22 protein-coding genes are annotated in these 25,917 nt (G+C 64.4%); 4 read left to right on the top strand and 18 right to left on the bottom strand.

Features of this window, described 5'->3' with window-relative positions; genetic code table 11:
- Complete coding sequence (locus tag I5R65_RS09355; RefSeq protein WP_180670228.1) at positions 1-246, bottom strand: hypothetical protein; 246 nt, start codon at positions 244-246, stop codon at positions 1-3.
- A 1-nt stretch (position 247) separates the two neighbouring features.
- On the opposite strand from I5R65_RS09355, the gene I5R65_RS09350 reads away from it, so the two are divergent.
- Positions 248-1,246 (top strand): MerR family transcriptional regulator, encoded by a 999-nt coding sequence (locus I5R65_RS09350; RefSeq protein ID WP_180670226.1) that lies wholly within the window; start codon positions 248-250, stop codon positions 1,244-1,246.
- A 60-nt stretch (positions 1,247-1,306) separates the two neighbouring features.
- On the opposite strand, the gene I5R65_RS09345 is transcribed toward I5R65_RS09350, so the two are convergent.
- On the bottom strand, positions 1,307-3,049 hold the full coding sequence (locus I5R65_RS09345) for a methyl-accepting chemotaxis protein (RefSeq protein ID WP_180670224.1): 1,743 nt from the start codon (positions 3,047-3,049) through the stop codon (positions 1,307-1,309).
- Positions 3,050-3,481: 432 nt separating this feature from the next.
- Here I5R65_RS09345 and I5R65_RS09340 point away from each other — a divergent pair, with 432 nt between their 5' ends.
- Entirely contained in the window at positions 3,482-4,996 is a 1,515-nt protein-coding gene (locus I5R65_RS09340; RefSeq protein ID WP_231395126.1) for a diguanylate cyclase, read from the top strand.
- Positions 4,997-5,028: 32 nt separating this feature from the next.
- On the opposite strand, the gene I5R65_RS09335 is transcribed toward I5R65_RS09340, so the two are convergent.
- Genes I5R65_RS09335 through I5R65_RS09320 form a run of 4 tightly spaced genes read right to left on the bottom strand, consistent with a single transcriptional unit; the run spans position 5,029 to position 9,382 of the window.
- Positions 5,029-6,174, bottom strand: coding sequence for an FAD-binding oxidoreductase (locus I5R65_RS09335; protein ID WP_180670222.1), 1,146 nt, complete (start codon positions 6,172-6,174; stop codon positions 5,029-5,031).
- 21 nt (positions 6,175-6,195) lie between these two features.
- Positions 6,196-6,546, bottom strand: a complete 351-nt coding sequence (locus tag I5R65_RS09330; protein ID WP_180670220.1) for a RidA family protein — start codon at positions 6,544-6,546, stop codon at positions 6,196-6,198.
- A gap of 49 nt (positions 6,547-6,595) precedes the next feature.
- A complete protein-coding gene (locus I5R65_RS09325) occupies positions 6,596-8,122 on the bottom strand; it encodes an amidase (protein ID WP_180670218.1) in 1,527 nt (508 codons plus the stop codon).
- Between the two features lie 45 nt (positions 8,123-8,167).
- Entirely contained in the window at positions 8,168-9,382 is a 1,215-nt protein-coding gene (locus I5R65_RS09320) for an MFS transporter (RefSeq protein ID WP_180670216.1), read from the bottom strand.
- Between the two features lie 141 nt (positions 9,383-9,523).
- On the opposite strand from I5R65_RS09320, the gene I5R65_RS09315 reads away from it, so the two are divergent.
- On the top strand, positions 9,524-10,444 hold the full coding sequence (locus tag I5R65_RS09315; protein ID WP_180670214.1) for a LysR family transcriptional regulator: 921 nt from the start codon (positions 9,524-9,526) through the stop codon (positions 10,442-10,444).
- A 30-nt stretch (positions 10,445-10,474) separates the two neighbouring features.
- Here I5R65_RS09315 and I5R65_RS09310 read toward each other — a convergent pair whose 3' ends face one another.
- From I5R65_RS09310 to I5R65_RS09295, 4 genes are read right to left on the bottom strand one after another with little or no spacing between them, the layout of a single operon-like run.
- Entirely contained in the window at positions 10,475-11,092 is a 618-nt protein-coding gene (locus tag I5R65_RS09310) for a TetR family transcriptional regulator (RefSeq protein ID WP_180670213.1), read from the bottom strand.
- Complete coding sequence (adeC, locus tag I5R65_RS09305) at positions 11,089-12,627, bottom strand: AdeC/AdeK/OprM family multidrug efflux complex outer membrane factor (protein WP_180670211.1); 1,539 nt, start codon at positions 12,625-12,627, stop codon at positions 11,089-11,091. The genes I5R65_RS09310 and adeC overlap by 4 nt, the downstream gene beginning before the upstream one ends.
- 1 nt (position 12,628) lies before the next feature.
- Positions 12,629-15,778: an efflux RND transporter permease subunit gene (locus tag I5R65_RS09300; RefSeq protein ID WP_180670209.1), complete on the bottom strand. Its 3,150-nt coding sequence runs from the start codon at positions 15,776-15,778 to the stop codon at positions 12,629-12,631.
- 16 nt (positions 15,779-15,794) lie between these two features.
- On the bottom strand, positions 15,795-16,964 hold the full coding sequence (locus I5R65_RS09295; RefSeq protein WP_180670208.1) for an efflux RND transporter periplasmic adaptor subunit: 1,170 nt from the start codon (positions 16,962-16,964) through the stop codon (positions 15,795-15,797).
- A gap of 145 nt (positions 16,965-17,109) precedes the next feature.
- On the opposite strand from I5R65_RS09295, the gene I5R65_RS09290 reads away from it, so the two are divergent.
- A complete protein-coding gene (locus tag I5R65_RS09290; RefSeq protein ID WP_180670206.1) occupies positions 17,110-17,715 on the top strand; it encodes a TetR/AcrR family transcriptional regulator in 606 nt (201 codons plus the stop codon).
- A 98-nt stretch (positions 17,716-17,813) separates the two neighbouring features.
- Here I5R65_RS09290 and I5R65_RS09285 read toward each other — a convergent pair whose 3' ends face one another.
- From I5R65_RS09285 to I5R65_RS09250, 8 genes are all read right to left on the bottom strand, one after another.
- Positions 17,814-18,590, bottom strand: a complete 777-nt coding sequence (locus tag I5R65_RS09285) for a class II aldolase/adducin family protein (RefSeq protein WP_180670203.1) — start codon at positions 18,588-18,590, stop codon at positions 17,814-17,816.
- 39 nt (positions 18,591-18,629) lie between these two features.
- Entirely contained in the window at positions 18,630-19,724 is a 1,095-nt protein-coding gene (locus tag I5R65_RS09280; RefSeq protein WP_180670201.1) for a ketopantoate reductase family protein, read from the bottom strand.
- A gap of 22 nt (positions 19,725-19,746) precedes the next feature.
- Positions 19,747-20,496: an ABC transporter ATP-binding protein gene (locus tag I5R65_RS09275; RefSeq protein WP_102661226.1), complete on the bottom strand. Its 750-nt coding sequence runs from the start codon at positions 20,494-20,496 to the stop codon at positions 19,747-19,749.
- Entirely contained in the window at positions 20,486-22,360 is a 1,875-nt protein-coding gene (locus I5R65_RS09270; protein ID WP_180670199.1) for an ATP-binding cassette domain-containing protein, read from the bottom strand. Before I5R65_RS09270 ends, I5R65_RS09275 begins: the two co-directional genes overlap by 11 nt.
- Positions 22,357-23,391, bottom strand: a complete 1,035-nt coding sequence (locus I5R65_RS09265) for a branched-chain amino acid ABC transporter permease (RefSeq protein WP_102661224.1) — start codon at positions 23,389-23,391, stop codon at positions 22,357-22,359. The genes I5R65_RS09270 and I5R65_RS09265 overlap by 4 nt, the downstream gene beginning before the upstream one ends.
- A gap of 131 nt (positions 23,392-23,522) precedes the next feature.
- A complete protein-coding gene (locus I5R65_RS09260; protein ID WP_180670197.1) occupies positions 23,523-24,686 on the bottom strand; it encodes an ABC transporter substrate-binding protein in 1,164 nt (387 codons plus the stop codon).
- A gap of 96 nt (positions 24,687-24,782) precedes the next feature.
- Positions 24,783-25,526: an SDR family NAD(P)-dependent oxidoreductase gene (locus I5R65_RS09255; protein ID WP_180670195.1), complete on the bottom strand. Its 744-nt coding sequence runs from the start codon at positions 25,524-25,526 to the stop codon at positions 24,783-24,785.
- Between the two features lie 2 nt (positions 25,527-25,528).
- A complete protein-coding gene (locus I5R65_RS09250) occupies positions 25,529-25,900 on the bottom strand; it encodes a hypothetical protein (protein WP_180670193.1) in 372 nt (123 codons plus the stop codon).
- Positions 25,901-25,917 lie beyond the last annotated feature (17 nt).

The following is a 25,917-nucleotide window of genomic DNA, read 5'->3' as shown; positions in this document are numbered from 1 at the left end:
TCATTTTTCAGTTGAGACAGACAAGGTTCCTGGAGAGACGGCGCCCAGCGCAAAGTGGGCACCGCCAGCTTTTTTATTTTTCGCGTTCACAATCCTGCAAATGCGTGACATACTGCTAAAAATCACTAAAACAAATACGCATTTTTTCGGTGCATTTGTGAAGAAATTCAAAACGCAACGGATTTGAACGGATAAATCGGAAAAATATCCGTCTTTCTTCAAATTATTTTTTATTGCCAAAAACATAATGGATCATATCGCCCCTCAATCCGACGACCTGACCGACCTCCCCTTGTTGCGGCCCGGTGCGGTCGCGCGGCAACTAGGCATGTCAGTGGAGACCCTGCGCGCCTGGGAGCATCGCTATGGCCTCACGTCCTCTCAGCACAGTGGCGGGGGGCAGCGGCTTTATTCGCAGGACGATCTGCAACGACTGGGCTGGATCAAGCGCCTGGTCGATGCCGGACACCGGATCGGCAAGCTGGCCGCCTTGTCGCCGCAGGATCTGGAGGCACTCGCCCTGAGCTTGCCGGCCACGCCCGGGATGGCGCTCTCGACGTCACCGGCCACCCCGGGCGCAACAGTGCCGGCATCGATGCGACTGGCCGTGGTCGGCCCCTGGATTTCCACCAAGGCCGCCAGCGAGGCGCTGGCGCGGCAGCACTTCACGATCACCGCGGCCGTCGAGTCACTGCCGCAACTGGACCTGCGCGGCCTGGAGGGCGACATGCTGGTGCTGGAGAGCCCGGTGCTGGATACCGACCTGGACCGCCGTCTGGACGACCTGCGGCGCGTCCCGATCCAGATGCCGGTCCTGATCCTGTACCGCTTCGGCTCGCCGGAGGTGGTGGCGCGCCTGGAACAGGCCGGTCATCGGTTGCTGCGCAAACCCATGGATGGCCTTGACGCCGATTGGCTGGGCGACCAGATCAAGCGGATCGACCTGCCGGCCATCGCCGCCGCCTCGGTGGGAGAAGGTGCCGTGCCGCTGCCGCGCTTCAGCGAGAGCGACCTGGCCCATATCTCGGAGGCATCCGACCGCATGCAGTGCGAATGTCCGCGTCACCTGGCCGAATTGCTGACGGCACTGGCCGGCTTCGAGCGCTACAGCCGCCAATGCGAAGACGAATCCGAAGAGGAGGCAGCCCTGCACCGGGCGCTATGCATGGCCGCCGGACACGCCCGACTGCCGCTGGAAGAAGCCCTCCAGCGCCTGGCCCAGGTCAAGGGCATCACCCTGCCGTAAAAAAAATAAGCGCGTCCGATGGACGCGCTGATGCACTGCAGAGCGTGTAGCGTTCACGAATCAGAACTGCTCCCACTCCCCTTCAGCCGCTGCAGCCACCCTGGCCGGTGCCGCGGTGGCCGGCAAGGCCCTGGCCGTGACCGGGGGGCTCTTGGCCTGCGGCTTGCGCGGCAGAACCGGCGCACGCGGCAAGATATCCACGCTGCGCGGCGCAGCCGCAGTTGCGTACGCACCGGCTGTACTAGCCATCACGTCGCCGCTGCTCAACTTGAAGATGCTGACGGTCTCACACAGATGACCGGACTGCTCCTGCAGCGATTGTGCCGCCGCAGCCGCCTGCTCCACCAGGGCCGCGTTCTGCTGGGTCACTTCATCCATCTGGACGATGGCCTGGTTGATCTGCTCGATGCCTTCACTCTGCTCGCTACTGGCCGCGGTGATCTCGGCCACCACGTCGGTCACCCGCTTGACGCTGGCGACCACCTCGCTCATGGTCGAACCGGCCTGCTCTACCAGACGACTGCCGTTTTCCACGCGTTCCACCGACGCATCAATGAGCCCCTTGATCTCCTTGGCCGCAGCCGCGCTACGCTGGGCCAGCGTCCGCACCTCCGAGGCCACCACCGCAAAGCCGCGTCCCTGCTCGCCGGCACGGGCTGCTTCCACGGCGGCATTCAAGGCCAGGATATTGGTCTGGAAGGCAATGCCATCGATCACGTTGATGATGTCCACGATCTTGCGCGAGGCATCGTTGATCTCGCCCATGGTCTGCACCACTTCGCCCACCACGCTGCCGCCCTGGATCGCCACCTGCGAGGCGCTCTCGGCCAGCGTATTGGCCTGCCGTGCATTATCGGCATTCTGCTTGACGGTGGAGGTCAGTTCTTCCATGGCCGACGCAGTTTCTTCCAGGGCACCCGCCTGCTGCTCGGTGCGCGAAGACAAGTCCAGGTTGCCGGTAGCGATCTCGGCCGATGCTGTGTTGATGGTATTGGTACCGGTCCGCACTTCGCTGACGATGCGATGCAGATTGTCATTCATGGTCTTGAGCGACGACAGCAAGGCCCCGGTTTCGTCACGCGAGGTGCTGTCGATCTGTACCGTCAGGTCGCCTGCAGCGACGGCAGTCGCCACGGCCACAGCCTGATTGAGCGGTCGCGTGATGGAACGGGTGATCAGCACGGCGCACAGCACCGACAGCACGATGGCAGCCACCGAGAGCAACAGCATGATATTGACCGCCATGGCGGAGGCGGCATTGGCGCGTTCCACGCTCTTGTCCATGAGCTCGGCCTGGAAAGCGGTCAGGGCTTTGAGCGCGGCGAAATACTTGTCCTGCACCGGGACAGTATGATCGAACAGCTGGGTCGTCGCCTCGTCCTTTTTCTGTTGTTGGACCAGGTCGATGACCTTCTTGCGCTCGCGGGTGTAGTCGTCACGCGACTGTTGCAACGCGCCGAACAAATCGCGGCCACGCGGCGTGTTGATCAACTTGTCCATCTGCGCCATGTGCTGGCCGACTTCGGCCGTATTGAGCTCGACCCGGTCGAGGTACTTCTTCGCCTCCTCCGGATTGCGCGCCAGGATGGCATTGCGCAAGCTGCGTGCCGCGGTGTTGATCTTGTCGCTCATCTGCGCGCCGAGGGCCACCTTGACGTAGCGATCGCTGACGATTTCCGTGGTGGCAGCGTTCACCATCCACAGGTTTTTGATGCCCACCGCGGCGATCACGCACATCACCACGATCAGCGCCGCAAAACAGGCGCCGAGTCGAACGCTGATCCTGATATCCGTCATTTTCATGTTATCCCCCTCCAATGAATGCTTCCGTCCCCACATCGATGAATCTGCTTATCCGAGGTAGACCTGTCGCCCGGAATAGGTGGACTATAAACGATTTATTTAATAAATTCGATATAAATGCGTTTTACGTTGGTTTTTTGTCTCAGCGCCCTCTCATCTCATGAAAAGATGATATCGAGTGGGTGAGGAACGGTGATCTTCCACCATCCAGAGCCTGCCTCAAACCCTTGAAACCCGCTCCCATAGCGAGAATCATTCGCCACCAAAAAACAACAGCGCATTTAATGCACATCAAACCCGGCGATCTTTTCCGTTCACATAGTATTGCAATAAAGGAAATTAAAATACAGATGCGCTAAAATACAAATGGTTAATTTGATTAATTTGATTTTCAAGTTTTCATGATTGACCAGCGCTACCGCGGAGATCGCCATGCCCCTCAAACATCTCAACAACAAGGTCAGAATCACCTCCATCGTGCTGGCCATCCTGGGCAGCGCCATGTTCGGCTATGCCCTCCTCAGTGGCAGCATGGCCGGGCGCGAGGCCGCGCTGAAGTCCGGCCAGACCGCCACCATGAACATCGCCACCGGCCTGGCAACCCAGGTCAATCTCAGCTTCCGGGCCGCCGACCTGCTACTGCAGGAAATCGCCGCACTCGACAACAACCACCAGCTAGATCAGCGTGACGCGCGCAAGCTGGTGGAGGAATTGCTCAATCGCCAGAGCCGTCTCTTTCCCGAGATGGACACCCTGCTGGTGCTGGACGAGCAAGGTCGCACCCTGCAACGCTGGCCGGCGCGCGGCAATATGTCCGCCACCGCCATCTCCACCACCGCCGACGCACCGGTATCGACCTCCGAAGGCGGATTGAAGATCGGTGCGCCGATGATCAGCCGCATCACCGGTCACTGGGTGATCCCGCTGACCCGCACGCGCATGCGCCAGGGCAAGCCGGCCGGAGAATTCCGGCTGGGCGTGAGCCTGGGCCATTTCCAGCGTCTGTTCGACGAGGTGGACATCGGTGCGCAAGGTTCGCTGCTGCTGGGCAGCCGCAACGGCGTGCTGCTGCTGCGCCGCCCCTATGGCGAACAGTACCTCGGCAAGGACATGGCCGAACTGCCGCTCTACCGGGATCACGCGCGCCAGCGTTCTTCCGGCTGGGCCGAGATCAATTCGGTGCAGGACGGCGTCCTGCGGTTGCACTACGTCACGGGTGTTGCGGACTATCCGCTCTTCGTCAGCGCCGCCCTGGCCCATGACGAGATGCTGGCCGACTGGCGCGCCGCACAGACCTCGCAGTTGCTGGTGATCGTGGCAGCGGCCATGATCATCGGCCTGCTGACGGCCTACCTGGTGCGGGTGGTACGCATGCGTGATCGGGCCGAAGAGGAAATCGAAAAGAAGAACCTGTCCCTCAAGCTGCTCACCGAGAACCTGCGCGCCCAGGCCATGCTGGACGGCATGACCGGCATTCCCAACCGGCGCTATCTGGATGAACAGCTGCAACTGGTGATGCAGAACGCCAGCCGCAGCAAGAGTGCCCTGTCACTGGTGATGCTGGATGTGGATTACTTCAAGAAGTACAACGATCTGTATGGCCACATCCAGGGCGATTACTGCCTGCAGGACATCGCCCGCACGCTGCAGACGGTACAGCGCCGGCAGGGCGACCTGGCGGCGCGCTACGGCGGGGAGGAATTTGCCATCCTGCTGCCCGATACCGACCTGGCCGGCGCGCACAGGATTGCGCAGAAGGTGGTGGACAATGTAAGGGCGCTGGCGATTCCGCATGAGGGCAACGCCCACGGGGTGGTCACCATCAGCGCAGGGGTATACACCTGCGTGCCGCGTCCGGAGACCCGTATCGGGGATATCTTCGCCGGCGCCGACCGGGCGCTATACCGCGCCAAGGAGGGCGGTCGCGACCAGGTCGCGGATGGCTAGGCGCAGGGCTGGCTGCATCGCCCGGTGCAGCCTCAGCCTTGACCTCCATGCAGGCGGGCCGGGCTCAGCGCCTCGGCCTGTACGCCGTAACGGGCAATGTGTTCCGGGATCGGCAGGCCACGCACCAGCGCGGCATAGGCTTCGCCGGCAGCGGGTGCGGACTGGATGCCATAACCGCCCTGCCCGGCCGCCCAGAAGAAGCCCGGCAGCCTGGCATCATAACCACCGACGAAGCTGCCATCGGCGACAAAGGAACGCAAGCCGGCCCAGACATGCGCCGGCCGGCGGATTTCCAGCGTAGTGCCGTTCTGGATATGGTCGATGGCGATGGCGATATCCAGTTCCTCGGCCTGCACATCCTGCGGCGGCACCGGATCGGCATTGGCCGGCGACCCCAGCAGCAGGCCGGCGTCGGGCTTGATGTAGTACGCCTGGTCGACCGGCATGAACATCGGCCAGTGAGCGCTCTCAGGCGGCGCCTCAAAGGTGAAGGCGGATCGGCGGCAGGGTTGCAGACCGATGCTGGCGGCACCGGCCAGGCTGCCGATCTGGTCGGCCCAGGCACCGGCAGCATTGATGACCACCCCGGCCCGCAACGGCCCCTGGGAGGTACCGACCTGCCACTCCTGCGTCGCGTCGTCGCGCACGATGGCCTGCACCTCGGCATGGCACAGCAGCCGCGCACCAGCCGCCCGCGCACCGCGCAGGAAGCCCTGGTGCAGGGCATGCACGTCGATGTCGCTGGCGTCTTCCTCATAGACCGCGCCGATCAGGTCTTCCCCGCGCAGCACCGGCACCATCGCCAAGGTCTGCTCGCGGTCCAGACGCTGCACCTTGTCCGAGACCGAACGCACCAGCGCTTCGTGTTCATCCAGCTCGGCCCGCAAGGCCGAACCGGCATAGAACAGCGCACCACGTGGCGTGAGCAAGGGGTGTTCGGCAAAGCCTTCAGGGGGATGATCGAAGAAGGCGCGACTGGCGCAGGTCAGCGCCCGCACCTGCGGTGGGCCATAGCTTTCCATGTAGAGCGCAGCCGAGCGGCCGGTGCTGTGATAGCCCGGCTGGGACTCGCGCTCCAGCAGCAGCACGCTGCCATGCGGCGCCAGCCAGTAGGCGATGGAGGCACCGGCAATGCCGGCGCCGATGATGAGGTAGTCCACCCGATCTGCTGCGCTCATGCTCATGCTCCCGGTAGCCGATCAGAGCGCGGCCACGACCGCGACTTCCACATCCAGCCCCGGCAGCATCAGCAGGGCCTGCACGCAGGCCCGCGTGGGCGCATGGCCGGCCGGCACCCAGGCTTCCCAGACCGCATTGAAGGCCGCGAAATGGTCCGGGCTGGATAGCCACACATTGGCCGAGACGATCTGCTCGCGGCCGATGCCCTGCGCCTGCAGTTGCGCATCGATCCTGGCCAGCACCTCGGCGGCCTGTTGGGGAATGGGCGCACCGGCATGCTCCGGCACCTGGCCGGAAACGAAGGCGAAGCCATTGGCGATGACCAGTTGGCTCATGCGGGCATTGGTATTGAAACGTTGGATCGGCATCATGGGGTAATCAGACAGTGTTGATGAAAATAATATAAACGATTTGGCCAGCTCAGACCGCCGGGCCACCGGCAGCAGCAGCAGCCTGGGCCTGCGCATCCAGCAGCGGCGGATGGGTGACGATGGATTGCAGGGGCGCCCGCACCGACATCAATTGCGCCAGATCGGGACGTGGCCGGCACAGCCGCTGGTCACCGGCAAAGGCGCGCTCCAGGGCCGCTGCGCAACCCAGCAGCCGCGCATCGCCACGGAACGGCCCGGTGACCTGCAGACCGAAGGGCATGCCGCGATGGTCGCGCCCGCACGGCAGGGAAATGGAGGGATTGGTCGCCAGCGTGACCACATAGGTCAGCGCCAGCCAGCGATAGTAATTTTCCAGCGCCACGCCATTGACCTCCTTCAGGTACAGCTCGCTCCACGGGAAGGGCGAGACCGGCGTGGTCGGCGAGAGGATCAGGTCATAGCGCGCATAGAGCTGCTGGAAGCGCCGGAAGATGCGGGTCTGCTCGCCCTGCGCCCAGGCGCAGTCCGACAGGCTCATGGCGGCCCCCATCTCGTAATTGGCGCGGGTATTGGGCCCCAGCGAGGACGGATCGCGCCGGTAGGCGGCCTCGAAACCGGCCACGAAGGCCTCGGCCCGGATCACGTCGAAGGCGCGATGCGCTTCGCCCATGTCCACCTGCACCGGCTCGCACACCTTCACGAAACCGGCGATGGCGGCCATCTTGTCGCGAAACACCTGGCGGATGCCGTCATCGACCTCGCACACGCCAAAGTCCTCGGTATAGCCGATCCGCAGTTGCGCCAGGTCGATCTCCGGCAGGTCCGCGAATTCGGCATCGCTGACCGCATAGCCCAGCGGATCGCTGGCATGCAGGCCGACGGTGGCGCGCAGCTGCAGCACGGTATCGGCGACGTCCCGCCCCATGGGGCCGACCACCGAGATCGGCGTCCAGCCCAGGGTCTTGCGCTCGCTGGGCACCAGTCCCGGCGAAGGCCGGAAGCCCACCACGCCGCACTTGGCCGCCGGGATGCGCAGCGAGCCACCGGTGTCGGAGCCCGAGCACAGCGGCAACAGATCGGTCGCCAATGCCGCTGCCGAGCCACCGGACGAGCCACCGGCATTCAACAGCGGGTTGAAGGGATTGCCGGTGGCACCCCACACCGTATTGCGGCTGTTGGCACCGGCCCCCATCTCCGGCACGTTGGTCTTGCCGGCGACGATCGCCCCGGCCGCGCGCAGGCGTGCCACCAGCGCGTTGTCCCGTTCCGGCACATTGCCGCGATAGAGCGGCGAGCCGTAGGTGGTCAAGAGGCCGGCGGTCTCTTCCAGGTCCTTGATACCGATTGGCAGGCCATGCAGCAGGCCCAGCGGCTTGCCGTCCATGACGGCCTGCTCGGCGGCCCGTGCTTCGACCCGGGCGCGTTCGAAACAGGTGGCGGTCACGGCATTGATGTGCGGATTGATGGTCTCGATGCGGGCGATGCAGGCCGCCAGCAATTCCACCGGCGACAATTGCTTGCTGCCGATCAGCCGGCGCAGCTCGACCGCGCTTTTTTCGACGATGTTCTCTTGCATGCTTTTCCCTTGCAGTGGTTCAGGCCAGTGGTTCCGGCCAGTGGTTCAGGCGGTCTTTGGCTGGCCGGCGGTCTTGGTGGTGCGGATGAACAGGCTCACCAGCACCGAGAACAGCGCGGCGCTGACCAGGAAGCCGAAAGCGTAGTCGTAATTGGCGAAGGCGCTGACCAGGAAGCCGATCACCAGCGGCGAGATGAAGCCGGCCAGTTGCCCACCCAGGTTGACCATGCCCACGCCGCTGCCCACCAGCTGCGCCTGCAGCATCTTGGTCGGCAGCGCGATGCAGGTGGCCAGCACGAAGGACTTGAAGAAGTAAGCCAGGCACTGCCAGGCGATCACGCCCTCGACCGTGGCGGCGGTGTACATGCAATAGACGAACACCGCCGTCAGCAGTGAACTGGCGATCAGCAGGATCTTCTCGCGACCATCGAAGAAGCGCACCATCACCCAGCCGCCGATGGCCGTGGACAGGCCGGCCATGATGTAGGGCAGCGGCAGCAGCAGACCGACCGCCTTCAAGTTCAGGCCACGCACGGTCATCAGGTAGGTCGGCATCCAGCTGTCCAGGCCCTTGTTGATGATGGACAGGCCGAACCACACCGCCACGATCTGCCACATCAGCGGCATCTTCATCAGAGCGGAGAAAGCCTGCTTGTCGATGGCCCTGGCGCCCCCGCTGCCGGGTCGCATCGGACGCACGCAGAACCAGTACGCCAGCGCGAACACCAGGCCGGCGATGCCGATGGTATGAAACACCGCACGCCAGCCGAAGTGCAGGATCAGCGGCGCGATCAGCAGCGGCGCCAGCATGCTGCCCACATAGTTGGACGACATCAGCAGCGAAGACATCTTGGGCCGCTCCTCGCGCGTGAAATGCTCGGCCACGCCCTTGACACTGGCCGCCGGGAAGGCGCCCTCGCCCATCCCGAACACGAAACGGATCACCACCAGGCTGGTGATGGACCAGGCCATCCCGGTCACACCGGTAAAGACCGACCACAGCAGGATGGAAATGACGATCACCGGGCGCGAACCGTAGCGGTCGGCCAGCCAGCCGCCGGGCAATTGCAGCAGCGAATAGCCGAGGAAGAAACTGGAGAGCAGGATGCCCAGTTCGGACGGCTTCAACTGGAATTCGCTGGCGATCTGGGTGGCGGCGAAGGTGATCGCCGCCCGGTCGATGTAGGAAACGCACCAGCCCAGATACAGCAGGACCAGCACCAGGTATTTGTACTTGCCCTTCGTTACCGCAGCATCCATGACGCTCATCCTTCCGGCATGCCGACGGACCCCGTGCCGCCGATTCTGGGATTCATCCTAAGCGCCCGCATGGTTTGCCACAAGCACAAGTTTTCGAACTACTGATTGCCGAATCGGCAAACCGTTCCTACAATGTCCTGCATGTCCATCATCCATACCCGCGTGCTGCAGGAGACTGCCGTGCGCTACTTTCTGGAAGTCGTGCGGCGCGGCTCGATCACCGAGGCGGCCAACACGCTCAATGTCGCCTCCTCGGCCATCAGCCGCCAGATCGCGCGGCTGGAGGCGGAGCTGGATACGCCCTTGTTCGAACGGGTATCACGCGGCATGCGCCCCAATGCCGCCGGCGAATTGCTGGCTGCGCACGCCTTGCGCATGCAGCTGGAAGCCGAACGGATCGGCAATGAACTGGCGGCCCTGAAGGGATTGCGGCGCGGCGAAGTCAAGCTGGCCACTACCGAGGGTTTCGCGCTGGAGTTCGTACCGGCCGCCATCGAACAGTTCTGTCGCCTGCACCAGGGCATCCGCTTCCAGCTGACGGTGGGCAATGCGGCCCATGTGGCACAACAGATCCGCGAAGGCGCGGTCGACCTGGGCCTGACCTTCACCATGGCGCCCGACCCCGACATCAAGGTCGAGTTCGCCCAGCGCGCCCCGATCATGGCGGTGATGCGGCCGGACCACGAACTGGCCCACCGCAGGCAGATCACGCTGTCCGAACTGGCGCCCTACCCGCTGGCCATGCCGCAGAAGAACATCACCATGCGCCGCCTGATCGACGCCTGCTGCAGCCGTCGCAATGTGTTGCTGGAACCGACGCTGTCCGCCGACTCCATCAGTGCGTTGCTGTGCTTCGTGATGTCAGGCAATGGCATCGGTTTTTCGGCTGCGCTGCCGATCCGCAAGCTGGTGCGCGAGGGACAACTGGCGGCGCTGCCGATCCGCGACAAGGACATGAATACCCTGCAACTGGAAATCCAGTCGCTGGCCGGCCGCACCTTGCCCAATGCCGCCCGGGCATTCCTGAGCACCCTGATGACCCGCGCCACCGCACAGCATTGACGCCGTTCCCGCAGGGCGCAGGAGCCACCTTCACTCTTCCTGCGCCACCTGCTCGCAGGCGCCCAGCAACACCAGCCCCGGTGCCAGGTGGAAGGAGCGCTCCAGTTGCGCCAGCGGGTCATCCATATGTTCGGCGATCACGCCCAGGCAGGCCGCCACCAGACAGCGCCCGACATCGATGGGCGTGAGTCCGCGCCGTAGGCTGCCGCGCTCGTAGGCAATGTTGATGACCGCGGTCAGTTGCGTCAGCGATTGCAGGAACATCCGCTCCAGGCGCACCGAGACTTCCTCCGGCAGCTCCGGGGTACCGCGATAGCGTACGGCCACCTCCATGCGACGGCGCTGCCGCACATCGGAAAGGCAGCTGTGCATCTGCAACCACAGCACCTCCCGCAACAGCCCCAGCGGATTTTCGACAGCGCGGTAGGACGCCAGGTCGGTGCCGATATCGAAGGGCCAGACCAGGTCTTCGAACACCGCGCTGACCAGGCTCATCTTGTCCGGAAAGTGCCAGTACACCGCACCGCGCGTCAGGTCGGCGCTGGCCGCCACGTATTCCAGCGTGGTGGCCCGCACACCGCGCCGGGCAAAGGCCGCCAGCGCAGCATCGAGCAGGATCAGGCGGGTCTTGCCGGCGCGCGACATCATGGCTGTGCACTGGCCAGGTCACTGGGCACGGGGGTACCGCTGTGCTCTACCCAGCCGCCGCCCAGGGTCTTGTAGAAGGTCACCAGATTGGTCCAGCGCGAGAGCCGCGTACCGATCAGGTTCTTCTGTGCCGAATAGAGCGTACGCTGCGAATCCAGCACGGTCAGGTAGCTGTCCACGCCATTGCTGAAGCGCGCCTGCGACAGGCGCAGGGATTCGTCGCTGGCTTGCACCAGCGCTTCCTGCGCTTGCAGCTGGCGTCCCAGGGTATTGCGCTGGGCCAGGGCGTCGGAGACTTCACGGAAGGCGGTCTGGATGGCCTTCTCATACTGGGCCACGCTGATATCGCGGCTGACGGTGGCGATATCGAGGTTGGCACGATTGGCGCCGCCATCGAAGATCGGCAACGACACCTGCGGCACGAAACTCCACGACCCCGAGCCCCCCTTGAACAATCCGCCCAGACGGGAGCTGGCCGAGCCGGCATCGGCGGTCAGGCTGATGCTGGGGTAGAAGGCGGCGCGTGCAGCACCGATGTTGGCATTGGCTGCGCGCAGATCGTGTTCGGCCTCGACGATATCGGGTCGCCGCTGCAGCAGCGCCGACGGTAGGCCCGGCGGAATGGTGGCCAACGGACTGGCTGCGGCCAGCCGGGTATCGGGCAGGCCCTGGGGCAGCAGCGTGTCGGGCAGGTCCTTGCCGACCAGCAGCACCAGTGCATTGCGGTCCTGATCGACCTGGGCGGTATAGCTCTCCACATCCACCCGGGCGCTCTCCACGCTGGTCTGGGTCTGGCGCAAGGTCAGCACCGAGGACGAACCCAGTTCGACACTGCGCCGCGTGAGCTCGTAGGTGCTGGACTGGCTGTCCAGCGTATCGCGCGCCAGGCGCAGGCGGTCCTGGTCGGAGGCCAGCGTGAGCCAGGCCGTGGCCACTTCGGCGATCAGGCTGATCTGCGAGCTGCGGCGCGCCTCGGCGGTGGAGAGGAAGGATTGCAGGGCCTGCTCCTTCAGGCTGCGCACGCGTCCGAACAGATCCAGTTCATAGGCGCTGAAGCCCAGCGTGGCGGTATAGCTGCGGCTGGTGAGGGCGCGCCCGGTGCTGGAAAGATCGGCCGGCGTACGGCTGGCCGTTTCGCTGGTGGCCGCATTGATGGTCGGGAACAGCGCGGCACGCTCCACGCCGTACTGGGCGCGGGCCTTTTCGATGTTGAGCACCGCCACGCGCAGGTCGCGGTTATTGGCCAGGCTCAGTGCAATCACCTGCTGCAGGACCGGATCGGTGAAGACATCGCGCCAGCCGATATCGGCGACGGCGGGGGCGGCGGTAGGGCTGGCGTCGGTGTTCGCGGTATTGGCGGTATTGGCGGTATTGGCGGTATTGTCGGCATCACCCGAAAAACGCGCAGCCACCGGGGCTGCCGGACGATGATAGTCTGGCATGAGGGTGCAGCCGCCCAACAGCATGGCCAGCAACAAGGGGGTCATCAGCGTACGGGGCCGCACCGGGAAGCGGGTCGTCAGGGAAGGATTCATGTCAATGCTCCGTGGAAATCGCGGGTTGGCCTTGCGGCGCGTCAGAGGGCTTGCGGACGAACAGCTTCATGATGATCACGAAGAACAGCGGCACGAAGAAGATCGCCAGTACCGTGCCCGACAGCATCCCGCCGATCACCGCCGTCCCCAGCGCATGCTGGGCACCGGCGCCGGCACCGCTGCCCAGCACCAGCGGCACGACGCCGAGGATGAAGGCCAGCGACGTCATGAGGATCGGCCGCAGACGCATGCGCACCGCTTCCATGGTGGCCTCCACCAGGCCCTTGCCGTGTTCGTACAGGTCCTTGGCAAATTCGACGATCAGGATGGCGTTCTTGCAGGCCAGTCCGATGGTGGTCAACAAGCCCACCTGGAAGTAGACATCATTCATCTTCCAGGTCAGGATCGCGCCGATCAGCGCACCCAGTACCCCCAGCGGCACCACCAGGATCACCGAGAACGGCACCGCCCAGCTTTCATAGAGTGCTGCCAGGGCCAGGAACACGATCAGGATCGAGATCGCATAGAGGATGCCGGTCTTGCCGCTGGAGGCCTTCTCTTGCAGGGACAGGCCGGTCCACTCATAACCGATGCCCGGCGGCATCTTCGCCAGCGCCGCCTCGACGATGGCCATGGCCTGGCCGCTGGAGGCGGCCCCCGGCAGCGCCATGCCCAATATCTCCATGGATGGCACACCGTTGTAGCGTTCCAGACGCGGCGAACCGGAAGTCCAGCTGGCCGTGGAGAAGGCGCTGAACGGGACCATGCTGCCGGCGCTGTTGCGCACGTACCAGCGATCGATGTCCGAAGGCAGCATGCGGTATGGCGCATCGCCCTGCAGCATCACCTTCTTGACCCGGCCCTTGTCGATGAAGTCGTTGACGTAGCTGCTGCCCCAGGCCGTGGCGATGGTGTCATTGATGTCGGACATGGCCACGCCCAGGGCACCGGCCTTGTCGGTATCGACCTGCAGGCGGAACTCGGGCGTATCCTCCAGCCCGTTGGGGCGCACCGCGACCAGTCGCTTGTCCTGCGCCAGCGTGCCCAGCAACTGGTTGCGCGCCCGCATCAGCGCGGCGTGACCGAGGTTGGCCTCGTCCTTCAACATCAGGTCGAAACCGGTCGCGTTACCCAGTTCGGCCACCGCCGGCGGCGCGAAGGCGAACACCTTGGCATCGCGCATGCCGGCAAAGGCGGCGCCGGCCTTGGCGGCCACATCGGTCACGGACAGCCCTGGTCCCTTGCGTTCATCCCATGGCTTGAGCTTGATGAAGGCAAAACCCATGTTCTGACCACTGCCCGCGAAGCTGAAACCGGAGACCGCAAAGACACCCGAGACCGCATCCTTCTGGTCCACCAGGAAATGCTGCTCGACCTGGCGGATGACTTCGTCGGTGCGCGCCTTGGTCGCGCCCGAAGGCAATTGCATGATGGCAAACAGCGTGCCCTGGTCTTCGTCCGGCAGGAAGCCCACCGGCAGCTTCATGAAGCCCACCACCACCAGGGCCAGCAGCACCGCGTAGGCTGCCATGTAGCGCCAGCCACGGCCCAGCATGTGGCGCACGATGCCCTGATAACGCTGGTTGCCGCGATCGAACTGACGATTGAACCAGCCGAAGAAGCCGGTCGTGGCCAGCGCATGTCCCTTGGTCGCCGGCTTGAGCAGGGTGGCGCATAGCGCCGGCGTGAGCACCATCGCCACCAGCACCGACAAGGTCATGGCCGAGACGATGGTGATCGAGAACTGGCGATAGATGACCCCGGTGGAACCGCTGAAGAACGCCATCGGCACGAACACCGCCGCCAGCACCAGGGCCACGCCGACCAGCGCGCCGCTGATCTGGCCCATCGACTTGCGGGTCGCCTCCTTGGGTGGCAAGCCCTCCTCGGACATCACCCGCTCGACGTTTTCCACCACCACGATGGCGTCATCGACCAGCAGACCGATGGCCAGCACCATGGCGAACATGGTCAGGGTATTGATGGTGAAGCCGAATACCGCCAGCACGCCGAAGGTCCCCAGCAGCACCACCGGCACGGCAATGGTCGGGATCAGCGTAGCGCGGAAATTCTGCAGGAACAGGTACATCACCAGGAACACCAGCACTACCGCTTCGATCAGCGTGCGGACCACTTCCTCGATGGAGATGCGCACGAAGGGCGTGGTGTCATAGGGCTTCTGCACCTTCATGCCGGCCGGAAAGAACTTCTCCAGCTGCGCCACGCGCTGGTCGATGGCCTTCACGGTATCGAGCGCATTGGCGCCGGTGGCCAGCTTGATGGCCAGGCCCGCGGCCGGTTTGCCGTTGTAGCGACCGACCGAGGTATAGCTCTCGCTGCCCAGTTCGATGCGGGCCACATCGCGCAACTTGACCCGGGCGCCATCAGTGAGGGTGCGCAACACGATGTTCTGGAACTGCTCAGCCGTACGCAGACGGGTCTGGGCGGTGATGGTGGCGTTGATCTGCTGGTTTTCGGCAGCCGGCAGACCGCCCAGCTGGCCAGAGGAAACCTGCACGTTCTGCGCCTGGATGGCGTTCTTCACATCCAGCGGAGTGAGACCATAGCTGTTGAGCTTGTTGGGGTCGAGCCAGATCCGCATCGCATACTGCGAGCCGAACAAGGTGGTGTCACCCACGCCGTCGACCCGACTGAGGGCATCCTGGATATTGGCCGCCACATAGTCCGACAGGTCCGAGCCGCTCATGCTGCCGTCTTCGGAGGTAAAGGCCAGTACGTTGAGGAAATTGGTGGCCGACTTGGTCACCGTGATGCCCTGCTGCTGCACTTCCGAAGGCAGCAGAGGCGTGGCCAGCGACAGCTTGTTCTGTACCTGCACCTGGGCGGTGTCGGGGTTGGTCCCGTTCTCGAAGGTCAGCGTGATGGTGACCGTGCCCGAGGATTCGCTGGTGGAGGCCATATAGCTGAGCCGGTCGAGTCCCTTCATCTTCTGTTCGATGATCTGGGTCACGGTGTCTTCCAGCGTCTTGGCCGAGGCGCCGGGATAGTTGGCCGTGATGGCAATGGCCGGTGGCGCGATGGCCGGGTACTGCGCGATCGGCAGGGTCAGCACCGAGACGGCGCCGGCCAGCATGACGATGATGGCGATGACCCAGGCGAAGATGGGGCGATCAATGAAGAAGCGAGCCATGATGTGTCCTCGCTTCTCAGTTGGATGCAGTGGTGCTGGCCACGGTGGCCTTGGGCGACCATGGCACCACCTTCACCTTGGCGCCGGGGGTGGCCCGCTGCACGCCATCGACCACCAGTTGATCGCCTTCCTTGAGCCCGCTGCTGACCAGCCACTGGTCGCCGATGGCGCGGTCGGTCACCAGCGCGCGCTGCTCCACTACGCCCTGGGCGTTGACCACCAGCGCCTGCGGCTTGCCGGCGCCGTCGCGACTGACGGCCTGCTGCGGCACCAGCAGACCCTGCTGGCGTACGCCCTCCTGCAGCACCGCACGGACATACATGCCTGGCAGCAGGACCGTGCCCGGATTGGGAAACACCGCGCGCAAGGTGATGGCGCCGGTATCCTGGTTGACGGTCACATCCGAGAATTGCAGCGTCCCTTCCTGGGCATAGGTGCGACCGTTTTCCAGAATCAGCCTCACCTTGGCACCGTTGCCGGACTTTTGCAGCTCGCCGTTGGCCAGGGCCTCCTTCAGGTTCAGCCAGGCGGTGCTGGACTGGGTGACATCGACATAGATGGGATCGAGCTGCTGGATGGTGGTCAGCGCCGTGGTCTGGCTGGCCGTCACCAGCGCCCCCGCCGTCACGCTGGACTTGCCGATGCGACCCGAGATTGGTGCATCGACCTTGGCATAGTCCAGATTGATGCGGCTGGTCTGCACGTTGGCGCGCGCCGAGCCGACATCGGCCTCGGCCTCGCCCAGGGAGGCCACCGCATCATCGTAATCCTGCTGGCTGACCGCCTTGATGAGCACCAGCTCCTTGTAGCGGCTGGCCTTCAGGCGCGCCGTCCGGACCGAGGCCTCGGCCTTGGCCAGCGCGGCCACGCTGCTGTCATAGGCGGCCTGGTAGCTGGCCGGATTGATCTCGTACAGCACCTGGCCGGACTTGACGTCGCTGCCCTCGCGGAAATTGCGCGCCTTGATGATGCCATTGACCTGCGGCCGCACGTCGGCGATCTGGTAGGGCGAGGTACGCCCCGGCAGCTCGGTCTGCAACTCCACCGGCTGGGTACGCACGGTCATCACACCCAGCACCGGCGTGCCAGCGGCCGGCGGTGGACCGCCTGGCGGCTTGCCGCAGGCACTGAGCACACTGATGATCGCCATCACGGCGAAGGGTTTTACGATGGGGGAAGTGCGCATGAGGAACTCTCCGAAGGGAAGAATGATTTATAACCATACCGAACTGTACGGTATTATTGGTTGACACCATTCGGCGAGTCAAGCAATACTGAACACATCTGTACGAAAAAAGACGTGACCGAAATTACAACGGGGAAACTTGCAAATGAGGGTAAAGACCGCGGAAAAGCGCGACGCCATCCTGGCGGCGGCGGCCGATGTATTCAAGGAATCGGGCTTTGAAGGTGCTTCGATGGCCGAGATCTCGGCGCGCATCGGCGGCTCCAAGGGCACGCTGTATGCCTATTTCAAATCGAAGGAAGAGCTCTTCGTGGCGGTGACGCACGCGGTCGCGAAGAAGCAGATAGAACCGGCACTGGAGGCACTGGATCAGGAGACGGAAGACCTGGAGGCCACCTTGCGGGTGTTTGGAGAAAAGGCGGTCAGCTTCCTGTGCCAGGAGAGCACCTTGCAGACGCAGCGCATGATCCTGGCCGAAGCCGGCCGCAGCGACATCGGCCGGCGCTTCCATGAAGACGGCCCGAAGCTGGGCATGCAGCGCATTGCGGCCTTCATGCAGAAACAGATGGCGGCCGGCCGCCTGAAGCAGGCCGACCCCATGCTGGCGACGCTGCAGCTGTGTGCCCTGCTGGATTGCGAGACGGTCAAGCCGATGATGCTGGGGCTGGAGACATCCCTCTCGCGGCCCCGCATCAAACGCATGGTCGGGCGCGCGGTAGAGACCTTCCTGGCCGCCTACGCGCCACCTTGAAGAAACAGGATTAGACGGTGTGGCGGATCGCCGGAGGCGCCGCCTCCACCCGCCATCGATCCTCTCGGGTGATCAATGCCCCCGCCCCGCTCAGCGGATCAACTGACCTGATAAGCCGCCTTCAACATCTTGCGCACGATGGCCTCGAAGAAGATCACCGCAAAGCCGTCATTGCGGATCAGTTGCTGGGTCAGGTCGGCGCACTTCTGGCGTACGTCGTCCGGCAACTGCTGGTCTTCGCCGCTCATGGCACGGCCCGCCACCTGGATCTCGGCCGCGCGCTGCACCGTCCACAGCAGGAAGAAGGCGCGTTCAATGTCGCTCTCGCACACCGCCACACCATGGTTGCGCAAGACCAGGATGTGCTTCTGGCCCAGGCTTTGCAGCATGCGTTCCTTCTCTTCCGCAAAGAGCGTGATGCCTTCGAATGCGTGATAACCGATGCGGCCGAACAGTTGTGCACCGTAGAAGTCGTTGTGCTCGAAGCCGCTCTTCTTCATGGTCACCGCCGAGATCGGGGTGGTGTGCGTATGGATCACGCAGCGCAGGTCGTCCCGCGCACCGTGGATGGCACTGTGCAGGGCGAAACCGGCCGGGTTGGCCTTGTAGTCGGATGGCTCGGCCAGTTGCCCGTCCAGACCGACTTTCAACAGGTTGGCCGGTGTGACTTCGTTGTAGTTCAGGGCGAAGGGATTGACCAGGTAGTGATGCTCCGGCCCCGGCACCCGCACCGAGATGTGGTTGAAGATCATCTCGGTCCAGCCCAGGTAATCGACCAGGCGATAACAGTGGGCCAGCTGGATGCGCAGCGCCCATTCCTGGTCGCTGCAGTGGGCCGGCTTATCTGCGCCGTAGCTGTAGTGCATGATGTTCATCGATCTGACTCCTGAATCCTGTGGATGAGTTAATCGCGCTCAGGCGGCCCGCGCCGCTGGCTGCGTTTGTTGTGTCTGCGGCTCTCTCTGTTCTTTCTGCTCTCGCTGCTGCCTTGCCGCCTCGCCCCGGAACCGTGCCAGCGACACGATGGCGCGCGTGATCGGCATGGGGATGGCGAAGCGCTCGGCCAGCTCCAGCACGGCATCGCCGATGGCAGCCAGCTCCAGCGGGCGGCCGCGTTCCAGGTCCTGCAGCATGGAGGTGCGGAAGGCGCCCATGGCTTCGCCCAACTGCACGAAGGTAAGCGGGTCGATATCCACCCGCGCCCCGTAACTGGACGCCACCAGCAGCGTCTCGCGCATGATCTGGCTGACCACCTCGCGCAACTCCGGCAAGCCATACAACTGCTCCAGCGTGCCCTGCGTGATGACCGACAGCGGATTGGTGCTGATGTTGGCGATGATCTTGGTCCACAGCTTGTCGCGGATGCGATCGGTGGCGCGGGCCTCGATGCCGGCCGCCTCCACGGCGGCGCGCACGCGTAGCAGACGCTCGCTCATCTCGCCGGAGGGTTCGCCCAACACCATCAGGTGGGGATTGACCGAACGGATCACGCCCGGGCTCTCCACCTCGGCCGTGATGAAGAGCACGCTGCCGATCAGCTGCGTCAACGGGACCGCACGGGACAGGGTGCCGTCGGGATCGACCGCCTTGACGGTCTCGCTATCGAAGCGCCCGCCCTCGCGGTGGAAATACCACCACGGCACACCGTTGCTGGTGGGGATCACCACCGTCTCGCTGCCGACCAGCGGCGCAATCTGGGGTAACAAGGCTGACATGTCCTGACTCTTGGCGCACAGAAAAATCACGTCCTGCACACCGAAAGACGGCTGATCATCGGCCGCCGGACGGGCATGCGCGGTGCCATGCAGATCATGCAGGGTCAGGCCGCCCTCGCGGATGGCCTGCAGCGTCTGGCCACGGGCCAGCACGCTGACCTGGTGGCCGGCCGCCGACAGGCGCACCGCCAGGGTGCCGCCGATGGCGCCGGCCCCGGCGATGCAGATGCGCAGCGGCGCAGCAGGAGGTTGGAAAACAGCAGTGTCTGCGATGTCTACAGTGTCGTTACTCATGGCATGGGCTCAACAAGAAATCTCAACCGGCCAGCTTGTCCTGGTGCTTGCCGGACAAGCCCAGGTAAGCCTCGATCACGCGGCGGTCATGGGCCAACTGGCTGGCCGGGCCGTGCATGCGGATTTCGCCGTTTTCCAGCACGTAGCCATAGTCGGCCACCTGCAAGGCAGCGCGTGCGTTCTGCTCCACCAGCAGGATGGAAACGCCGCGCCGGCGCAGCTCGGCGATGATGCGGAAGATTTCGCGCACGATCAGCGGTGCCAGTCCCAGGCTGGGTTCGTCCAGCATCAACAGGCGCGGCTTGGCCATCAGGGCGCGGCCCACCGCGAGCATCTGGCGTTCGCCGCCGGAGAGCGTGCCGGCGTGCTGGGTGCGCCGTTCACGCAGGCGCGGGAAGAGCGTATAGACCTCTTCCAGCGTGGCCGCGTGGTCGCGCTGGCCGGTGCGATAGCGCTGGAAGGCGCCCAGCATCAGGTTGTCCTCGATGTTCATCTCGGCGAAGAGTTCGCGCTTCTCCGGTACCAGGGTCATGCCGGCGGCGACCATGTCTTCCACTTCCGGCGAATGGCGGATCACGCCATCGAAGGCCATCGCCCCGCGCGAGGGCAGCACACCCATGATGGCCGAGAGCAGCGTGGTCTTGCCGGCGCCATTGGGGCCGATCACGGTGACGATCTTGCCCTGCTCCACCGACAGGTCGATGCCGGAGAGGACCTGCACCCGGCCATAGGCGGCCGAGAGGTCGCGCACTTCCAATACCTTATTGCCCATGGTGTGCTCCTGCCGCCAGTGCGGTGTCGGGGATCGCTTCTTCATCAGCCGCGCCCAGGTAGGCTTCCAGCACGGCGGGGTTGTTCTGGATTTCCTCGGGCAGGCCTTCGGCGATCTTCTGGCCGAAATCCATCACCACGATGCGGTCCACCAGTTCCATGACGAAGTCCATGTCGTGTTCCACCAGCAGGATGGCCATGCCCTCGCTGCGCAGTTTGCGCAGCAGGTCGCCCAGGGCCTGCTTCTCGCCCAGGCGCAGGCCGGCTGCCGGCTCATCCAGCAGCAACAGGCAAGGGTCGGCCGCGAGAGCGCGGGCGATTTCAAGGATGCGTTGCTGGCCCAGCGAGAGCGAGCCGGCCTGCTCGTACATCTGCGCCGTCAGGCCCACGCGTTCGATCTGGCGCGCCGCCTCGGCCAGGATTCGCGCTTCTTCCTGGCGGTCCAGGCGCAGCATCGAGGCCAGCACGCCGCGCTGGCCGCGCAGGTAGGCACCGATGGCCACGTTCTCCAGCACCGTCATGCGCGCCATCAGGCGCACGTGCTGGAAGCTGCGGCTCATGCCCAGTCCGGCGATATGACGCGCGCCACGACCGGTCACTTCATGGCCACGGAACTGCACGCTGCCCGAAGTCGGCGTATCCACCCCGGAAACCTGGTTGAACAGGGTCGATTTGCCTGCGCCATTGGGGCCGATCAGGGCCAGCACTTCGCCGGCCATCACCTTCAGGCTCATATCGTTATTGGCGACCAGTCCGCCGAACTTGCGGGTGACGTTGCGCACATCCAGCACCACCTCGTGGGCGGCCGGCATGGCACGACGCGGCAGCGCCTCGGCCTGCGGATCGATCTGCAGGCGGCGCGTACGCACCGGCACCAGGCGCGCCAGGTAAGGCCAGACACCATCACGCGAACGCTGCAGCAGCACCACGATCAAGAGGCCGAAGACGATGGTCTCGAAGTTGCCCGAGCGCCCCAGCAGCACCGGCAGGATGCCTTGCAGCCATTCCTTGAGCACCACGATCAGGGCCGAACCCAGCACCGCGCCCCAGACATGGCTGGCACCACCGAGCACGGCCATGAACAGGTAGTCGATGCCAAAGCCCAGGCCGAACGGCGACGGGTTCACGAAGCGCTGCATGTGCACGTACAGCCAGCCCGAGAGCGCCGCCAGCACGGCCGCGATGACGAACACCACGATGCGCATGCGGGCCGTGTTGATGCCCATGGCCTCGGCCATCACGATGCCGCCCTTCAGGGCGCGGATGGCGCGACCCTCGCGCGAATCCAGCAGGTTGCTCAGGGCCGCCACGCCCAGCAGCACGGCCACCCAGATCAGCCCGAACATGGCACGGTCCGAGGTCAGCGGTACACCAAACAGGGCGATGGAGGGAATGCCGGACATGCCGGTCTGCCCACCCATGCTCTCCAGCGTGCCGAAGATGAAGTACAGGCTGATGCCCCAGGCAATGGTGCCCAGCGGCAGGTAGTGGCCGGACAGCTTGAGCGTGACGCTGCCGACGGCAAAGGCCAGCAAGGCCGTCAGCGCCAGGGCCACCACCAGCGCCACCCAGGGCGATTGCATCCACAGCAGGGCATCGGGCAGCGGCAGCACCTTGGCCGACAGCGCCGCCGAGAGGTAGGCACCCAGGCCGACGAAGGCGGCCTGGCCGAAGCTGGTCAGGCCGGCCACGCCGGTCAGCAGCACCAGTCCCAGCACCACCAGCGAGGCCAGACCGATGTTGTTGAGCAGGGTCATGGTGAACGGCGGCAGCACGAACGGCGCCGCCGCCATCAGGACCACGAAGATTGCCAGCGCGCCACGCGAAGTTAGTCGGGAGAACAGGTGGGAAGAGATCGCTTTCATTCTTCTTCCTCCACATGACGGGTGGACAAGGAGCGCCACAACAGGATGGGGATGATCAGCACGAAGACGATGATTTCCTTGTAGGCGCTGGCCCAGAAGGTGGAGAAGGATTCGATCAGGCCAATGGCCAGTGCGCCCACTGCGGCCACCGGATAGCTGACCAGTCCGCCGATGATGGAACCGACGAAGCCCTTGAGGCTGATCAGGAAACCGGAGTCATAGTAGATCGTGGTGATGGGCGCGATCAGCACGCCCGACATCACTCCGATCAAGGAGGCCAGCAGGAACATGGCCTTGCCGGCAAAGACCGGCGAGATGCCCATGAGCCGTGCACCCATGCGATTGAGGGCGGCGGCGCGCAAGGCCTTGCCATACAGGGTGCGTTCGAACATCAGGAACAGGCCCACGATCAGCAGCAGCGACACGCAGATCACCCACAGCGCCTGGCTGGAGAAGCGGAAGCTGCCGACCTCCAGCGCGGCCTCGGTGAAGGGCGCGGTGCGCGCCCCCTCGGGGCCGAACACCAGCAGCGCCACGCCCACCAGCGCCACGTGCACGGCGATGGAGACGATCAGCAACACCAGCGGCGAAGCGCTGGCAATCGGCTGGAAGGCCATGCGGTACATCAGCGGCCCCATCGGTACCAGCAGCAGCAGGGTCATCAGGACCTGCACCAGCATGGGCAGGGTGGTGAAGTTGACCGACAGCGCCACGCCGGCCACCACGGCCGCATAGACCAGCTTGGCCGGCAGCCACAGGCTGGGGCGGCGACGGCTGCTGCGCCACATGTCGTACAGATCGAAGACACAGGCGCCCAGGCACATGGCCACCAGCAGCCAGGCCACCGTCAGCGGTTGGCCGTTCTGCATCATGCCCATGGTGAGCGCGCCAAAGGAGACGAATTCGCCCTGCGGTATCAGCAGGATGCGGGTGACGGTGAAGACCAGGACGATGGACAGCGCCAGCAGCGCATAGATGGCGCCGTTGGTGATGCCGTCCTGTCCCAGGAGCGCCACGATTTGGAGATTCATTGCGACTTCCTTGTGGAGCCGGCGCGCGCGTGGGGGTCAGGCCAGGGACGAAGCGCCGGGTTCGGGATGCGTGTGGAGGTGGAGCACTCCGCCTCCTGCTTGCGGCAGAAGGCGGAGGTACGACGTGATTATTATTTGAGCAGGGTCCAGTTGCCGCCCTTGACGGTGATCAGCTCGCGGCCGCGCTCGTCGAAGCCGCTATGGTCGGCCGGGCTCATGTTGTAGACGCCCTGGGTACCCACCACTTCCTTGGTGTTTTCCAGTGCATCACGCAGGGCGGCGCGGAATTCCTTGCTGCCCGGCTTGGCCTTCTTGGCGGCCACGGGGATGGCTTTTTCCAGCAGCAGGCCGGCGTCATAGACGTTGGCGCCGAAGGTGGCGGGCACGGTGTTGTACATCTTCTTGTAGGCCTCGATGTACTCGGTGGCGACCTTCTTGGACGGGTTGCTGTCGGCGATCTCCGGCAGCACCAGCATCAGGCTGGCGGCCAGGATGGTGCCTTCCACCTTGTTCTTGCCCAGCTGCAGGAAGGCCGGCAGCGCCGCGCCATGGGTCTGGTACAGCTTGCCCTTGTAGCCCTGGTCGAACAGGGTGGTCTGCGGCAGCACGGTCGCCGCACCCGGGGCGGCCACCAGCACCGCATCCGGATTGGCGACGATGATCTTCAGGGTCTGCGCGGTCACCGAGGTATCGGTGCGCTGGTAGCGCTCGTTGGCGACGATCTTGATGCCGTTCTTGCCGGCCAGTTCGGTGAAGACCTTGGCCCAGTTCTCGCCGAAGGGGTCATTGACGGCGATGAAGCCGGCGGTCTTGACCTTGGTCTTGACCATCTGCTCCACCAGCGCCTTGGCGATCAGGTCATCGTTCTGGGTGGTCTTGAAGACCCATTTCTTCGGTTCGGTCATCGGCAGCACCACGGCGGCGGTGCCCACGGGCGCCAGCATCGGCACCCCGGCTTCGGCGACAAACGAGATCACGCCCATGGCATTGGGCGAACCGCTGGGGCCGATGATGGCATCGACGTTGTATTCGGCGATGAGCTTCTTGATTTCGGTGACCGACTTGGTCGGATCACTGGCGTCATCCAGCGAGATGTACTCGACCTTGAGGTCGCCGATCTTGGTGGGCAGCAGCGGCACCGTGTTCTTCTGCGGAATACCCACCAGCGACACCGGCCCGGTGGAGGAGGTCACGACCCCGATCTTGACCTGTGCGAAAGCGGGATTGCCGGCGAGGCTGGCGATGGTACCGAAGGCGGCCAGCGCGGCCGTGGCAATCAGGCGTTTGTGCAGCATGTGTTTCTCCCTTGGTGGTTGAGATGATGGCGGGCTTCCCCACTCCGCCATCGATCTGAGGACAGCAATGTGACATCAAAGCAGAGGCGACGTCTGTCAACGCATGTACAGACCGCCATTGATATCGAGGCAGGCGCCGGTGGCCGACCCGGCATCGGGCGAGGCCAGCAGCAGCACCGCATCAGCAATGAAATCCGGTTCGCCCAGGGTCTTGACCGGGATGGTGGCGATGGTCGCAGCCAGTTTGTCGGCCGGGACGATTTCGCGCACGATGGGCAGGTCCAGCGGACCGGGCGAGATGGCATTGACCGTCACGCCGGCCCCGGCCAGCTCGCGTGCAAACACCTTGGTCAGCGTGAGCACGGCGCCCTTGGCGGCCGCATAGTGGGCGCCAGTGGCGGTGCCGCCGTTCTGTCCGGCCAGCGAGGCGATGTTGATGATGCGACCGTAGCCACGCTCGGCGAAGCGCTTGCCGAACACCTGGCATGCAAGAAATGTGCCCTTCATGTTGATGGCGGTGACCTCGTCCCACTCTTCGGGAGTGATCTCCATCAGTGCTGCCACACGGGAGCGGCCGGCATTGTTGACCAGCACCGTCGCACCGCCCCAGCGCAGCTCGATGGCGTCGCAGGCAGCGATGAAGTCGGGCTTGCGCCGCACGTCCAGCGCCAGCGGCATGGCCGTGGCGCCGCTCGCGTCCAGGCTGGCGGCCACGGCCGAGACGTGCTCCAGGTCGATATCCGACAACGCCACCTTGTAGCCGGCGGCGTGCATCTTGCGGGCGATGCTTTCACCGAGACCGCGCGCGGCACCGGTGACCAGGGCAATCTTCTTGTCCATGCTCAGGCGCCCTGGATGATCAGTGCACGGCCCACGCGGGCTTCGATCTTGCCGTACTTCCAGAGGCGATGTTCACCCACCATGGTGGTGCGGAACAGGTTGCAGGCGGCCACGACAGTATCGAGATCGACCACGTCGGCCATGATGTAGAAGGTCCAGGGAGCGTCGTCGGACTTGCCGACCATGAGGCGGTCGTCATCCATGGTGCCCAATACCTTGATGCCGTCCATGGTGGCCAGCGCGGTCATCATCTGGCCATAGGCTTGCCACACCGGACCGGTATCGGTGGCGGGCAGGTCGAAGAAGTTCTGCGTCACGCCGACGCAGAAGAGGACGCGCAGTGGCTCTTTATCATTGCTTGGGATTTGGCTCATGGAGGCTCCGGACTGAA

The organism is Herbaspirillum sp. AP02 (genome assembly GCF_015767275.1).
Lineage (GTDB): Bacteria > Pseudomonadota > Gammaproteobacteria > Burkholderiales > Burkholderiaceae_D > Herbaspirillum.
This window is presented reverse-complemented; position numbering and strand designations above follow the sequence as displayed.

Bases quoted from the DNA above. Each gene is read 5' to 3' on its own strand.
- I5R65_RS09265 (WP_102661224.1), bottom strand. From the start codon at position 23,391: ATGAATCTCCAAATCGTGGCGCTCCTGGGACAGGACGGCATCACCAAC.
- I5R65_RS09275 (WP_102661226.1), bottom strand. From the start codon at position 20,496: ATGGGCAATAAGGTATTGGAAGTGCGCGACCTCTCGGCCGCCTATGGC.
- I5R65_RS09260 (WP_180670197.1), bottom strand. From the start codon at position 24,686: ATGCTGCACAAACGCCTGATTGCCACGGCCGCGCTGGCCGCCTTCGGT.
- I5R65_RS09290 (WP_180670206.1), top strand. From the start codon at position 17,110: ATGAGGGTAAAGACCGCGGAAAAGCGCGACGCCATCCTGGCGGCGGCG.
- I5R65_RS09270 (WP_180670199.1), bottom strand. From the start codon at position 22,360: ATGAAAGCGATCTCTTCCCACCTGTTCTCCCGACTAACTTCGCGTGGC.
- I5R65_RS09300 (WP_180670209.1), bottom strand. From the start codon at position 15,778: ATGGCTCGCTTCTTCATTGATCGCCCCATCTTCGCCTGGGTCATCGCC.
- I5R65_RS09330 (WP_180670220.1), bottom strand. From the start codon at position 6,546: ATGATGCCGATCCAACGTTTCAATACCAATGCCCGCATGAGCCAACTG.
- I5R65_RS09335 (WP_180670222.1), bottom strand. From the start codon at position 6,174: ATGAGCGCAGCAGATCGGGTGGACTACCTCATCATCGGCGCCGGCATT.
- I5R65_RS09345 (WP_180670224.1), bottom strand. From the start codon at position 3,049: ATGAAAATGACGGATATCAGGATCAGCGTTCGACTCGGCGCCTGTTTT.
- I5R65_RS09280 (WP_180670201.1), bottom strand. From the start codon at position 19,724: ATGAGTAACGACACTGTAGACATCGCAGACACTGCTGTTTTCCAACCT.
- adeC (WP_180670211.1), bottom strand. From the start codon at position 12,627: ATGAATCCTTCCCTGACGACCCGCTTCCCGGTGCGGCCCCGTACGCTG.
- I5R65_RS09310 (WP_180670213.1), bottom strand. From the start codon at position 11,092: ATGATGTCGCGCGCCGGCAAGACCCGCCTGATCCTGCTCGATGCTGCG.
- I5R65_RS09350 (WP_180670226.1), top strand. From the start codon at position 248: ATGGATCATATCGCCCCTCAATCCGACGACCTGACCGACCTCCCCTTG.
- I5R65_RS09250 (WP_180670193.1), bottom strand. From the start codon at position 25,900: ATGAGCCAAATCCCAAGCAATGATAAAGAGCCACTGCGCGTCCTCTTC.
- I5R65_RS09340 (WP_231395126.1), top strand. From the start codon at position 3,482: ATGCCCCTCAAACATCTCAACAACAAGGTCAGAATCACCTCCATCGTG.
- I5R65_RS09320 (WP_180670216.1), bottom strand. From the start codon at position 9,382: ATGGATGCTGCGGTAACGAAGGGCAAGTACAAATACCTGGTGCTGGTC.
- I5R65_RS09285 (WP_180670203.1), bottom strand. From the start codon at position 18,590: ATGAACATCATGCACTACAGCTACGGCGCAGATAAGCCGGCCCACTGC.
- I5R65_RS09255 (WP_180670195.1), bottom strand. From the start codon at position 25,526: ATGGACAAGAAGATTGCCCTGGTCACCGGTGCCGCGCGCGGTCTCGGT.
- I5R65_RS09355 (WP_180670228.1), bottom strand. From the start codon at position 246: ATGTTTTTGGCAATAAAAAATAATTTGAAGAAAGACGGATATTTTTCC.
- I5R65_RS09315 (WP_180670214.1), top strand. From the start codon at position 9,524: ATGTCCATCATCCATACCCGCGTGCTGCAGGAGACTGCCGTGCGCTAC.
- I5R65_RS09295 (WP_180670208.1), bottom strand. From the start codon at position 16,964: ATGCGCACTTCCCCCATCGTAAAACCCTTCGCCGTGATGGCGATCATC.
- I5R65_RS09325 (WP_180670218.1), bottom strand. From the start codon at position 8,122: ATGCAAGAGAACATCGTCGAAAAAAGCGCGGTCGAGCTGCGCCGGCTG.